The organism is Klebsiella sp. MS 92-3, from assembly GCF_000195655.1.
Taxonomy (GTDB): Bacteria; Pseudomonadota; Gammaproteobacteria; order Enterobacterales; family Enterobacteriaceae; genus Klebsiella; species Klebsiella pneumoniae.
In genome coordinates, this window is sequence record NZ_GL882804.1 from 1 (window position 1) to 2,282 (window position 2,282).

Annotated in this window: 2 protein-coding genes; one reads left to right on the plus strand and one right to left on the minus strand. The window is 62.8% G+C overall.

The genetic code is table 11. The features are described from left to right. Positions 1 to 9 precede the first annotated feature (9 nt). Positions 10 to 1,038: a LysR family transcriptional regulator gene (locus tag HMPREF9538_RS14775; protein WP_009485006.1), complete on the minus strand. Its 1,029-nt coding sequence runs from the start codon at positions 1,036 to 1,038 to the stop codon at positions 10 to 12. Positions 1,039 to 1,054: 16 nt separating this feature from the next. Between HMPREF9538_RS14775 and HMPREF9538_RS14770 the strand changes: the two genes are divergently transcribed. After that, the gene (locus HMPREF9538_RS14770; protein WP_004176581.1) at positions 1,055 to 2,269 is read left to right on the plus strand and encodes an MFS transporter; all 1,215 of its coding nucleotides are present in this window, start codon (positions 1,055 to 1,057) and stop codon (positions 2,267 to 2,269) included. Positions 2,270 to 2,282: the final 13 nt, after the last annotated feature.

Below are 2,282 nucleotides of genomic sequence, written 5' to 3' on the forward strand. Positions count from 1 at the left end.
CCGGTTTTTTTATGCGCTTTGCGGACGCTGCATCCCGGCGAGATCCGGCATGATCTCCCGCATCAGGTCGAGGAACTTACGCAGGCGTGTCGGGTAATAGCGCGCCCAGGGATAAACCAGATGAACCGGCAGCGAGGCGGGTCGCCACTGCGGGAACAGCTCAATCAGCCGTCCGGCGGCAATATCCTCCACGACCGTCCAGCTGGACACCATCGCCACCCCCAGCCCCGCCAGCGCGGTGTTGCGCGCGACGTAAAGACTGTCAGTGCTCAGACAGGGAGTAATCGCTGTAGAGACAATCTGCCCGCTTGCCTGATGCCTGAGCCGTACCTCATGCTGATAAAAGGTATTAATGGCGATCCATGGCAGGCCCGATAACGCCTCCAGCGAGGTTAACGGCGGATACTTCGCCAGCAGCTCAGGAGAAGCCACTACGCAGCGCGGCACTTCCGCCAGCAGTACGGATACCGTTGCTGGATCCACCTCCGCCCCCACGCGAATAGCGCAGTCGATATTATCGCTGAGGAAGTCGACGGTATTATCGTTTAGCATCCACTCCACCGACAGCTGCGGATGGCGCTGTAGAAATGCCACCAGCGGTGCCAGCAGCTGCTGCTGGCCAAACGCGTGGGGCGCCCGCACTCGCAGAACGCCCACCGGCCGATCGTCGGCAATACGCAGGTCATCCTCCAGCGCCAGCCAGGCGTCCACCACCTGACGGGCGTGACGATAACAGCGTTCGCCATCGTCAGTGAGCTTCATCGCATGGGTGGTGCGCAGGATCAGCTTAACCCCCAGCAGCCCTTCAAGGGACTGCAGGCGGCGGCTGACGGTCGCCTGGGTAGTGTCCATCTGCCCTGCGGCGGCGGAGAGCGATCCGGCCTCTACGATGCGGATATAGGTGCGCATCAGCTCAATGCGGTCTATACGCTCTTGTCTTTTCATTTTCCTTTTGCCTATACGTGCTACGTATAACCGTTTTACCACCAGCCCGGCTACCGCGCCAGTCGCCTTCAGGGAAAAATAGCCCCATCGCATCTATGAGGCATTGAACATGACACCGACTTCCCTTTCCACCCGCGACGCAGGCTGGATTATCTTCATTCTCGCACTCGGCGCCGGCTTTAGCGTCGCCTCTATTTACTACGCGCAGCCGCTGCTGCCGTTGATGGGCGCCAATCTCCACCTGACTGTAGAAGGTATGGGTCTGGTCCCTACCCTGACGCAGGCGGGTTATGCGCTCGGCATTCTGTTCCTGCTCCCGCTCGGCGACCGCCACGATCGCCGCCGGCTGATCCTGGTGAAAAGCGCGCTGCTGGCGCTCCTGCTGCTCCTGTGCAGCCTCACCGGCCAGCTCAGCTCACTGCTGGTGGTCAGTCTGCTGATCGGTATGGCGGCGACCATGGCGCAGGATATCGTCCCGGCGGCGGCGATCCTCGCCCCGGCGGGCAAGCAGGGAAAAATGGTGGGCACGGTGATGACCGGGCTGCTGCTGGGGATCCTGCTCTCCCGGACGGTCAGCGGCGTGGTGGGCGCCGTATTCGGCTGGCGGGTGATGTATCAGGCGGCGGCGGTCAGCGTCGCGCTGATTGGCCTGGTAATGTGGCGCGTCCTGCCGCGCTTCGCTGTGCACTCGACGCTGAGCTATCCGCAGCTGATGGCCTCGATGGCGCATCTGTGGCAGCGTTACCCGGCATTACGCCGCGCCGCGCTAGCTCAGGGCGCGCTCTCCATCGCCTTTAGCGCCTTCTGGTCGACGCTGGCGGTGATGCTCTCCGAACACTATCACATGGGCAGCGCAGTAGCGGGCGGTTTCGGTATCGCCGGGGCCGCCGGGGCGCTGGCCGCGCCGCTTGCCGGCGGTCTGGCCGATAAATTTGGCGCCGGTAAGGTGACACAGATGGGTGCGGCGCTGGTCACCCTCTCCTTTGCCCTGATGTTTATGCTGCCGCTGCTGCCAGTGCACGCTCAGTTGGCGCTGATTGCCCTGTCGGCGATTGGCTTTGACCTTGGCCTGCAGTCAAGCCTGGTGGCGCATCAGAACCTGGTATATGGCCTTGAGCCACAGGCCCGCGGCCGCCTCAACGCCCTGCTGTTCACCGTGGTGTTTATCGGGATGTCGCTGGGGTCGGTGCTGGGCAGTAAGCTGTACGTGCTGGCCGGCTGGAACGGAGTGGTCACGCTGGCAGTGATCACTGGCGCGCTAGCCCTGGCGATCCGCCTGCTGGAGAATGCCCGCATCCTCGCTGCCGAACGCAGCGCATCATAAAAAAACCCCGCTT

What these genes read in the sequence shown, in the direction of transcription:
- HMPREF9538_RS14770 (WP_004176581.1), top strand. Translation starts at nt 1,055, where the DNA reads ATGACACCGACTTCCCTTTCCACCCGCGACGCAGGCTGGATTATCTTC.
- HMPREF9538_RS14775 (WP_009485006.1), bottom strand. Translation starts at nt 1,038, where the DNA reads ATGCGATGGGGCTATTTTTCCCTGAAGGCGACTGGCGCGGTAGCCGGG.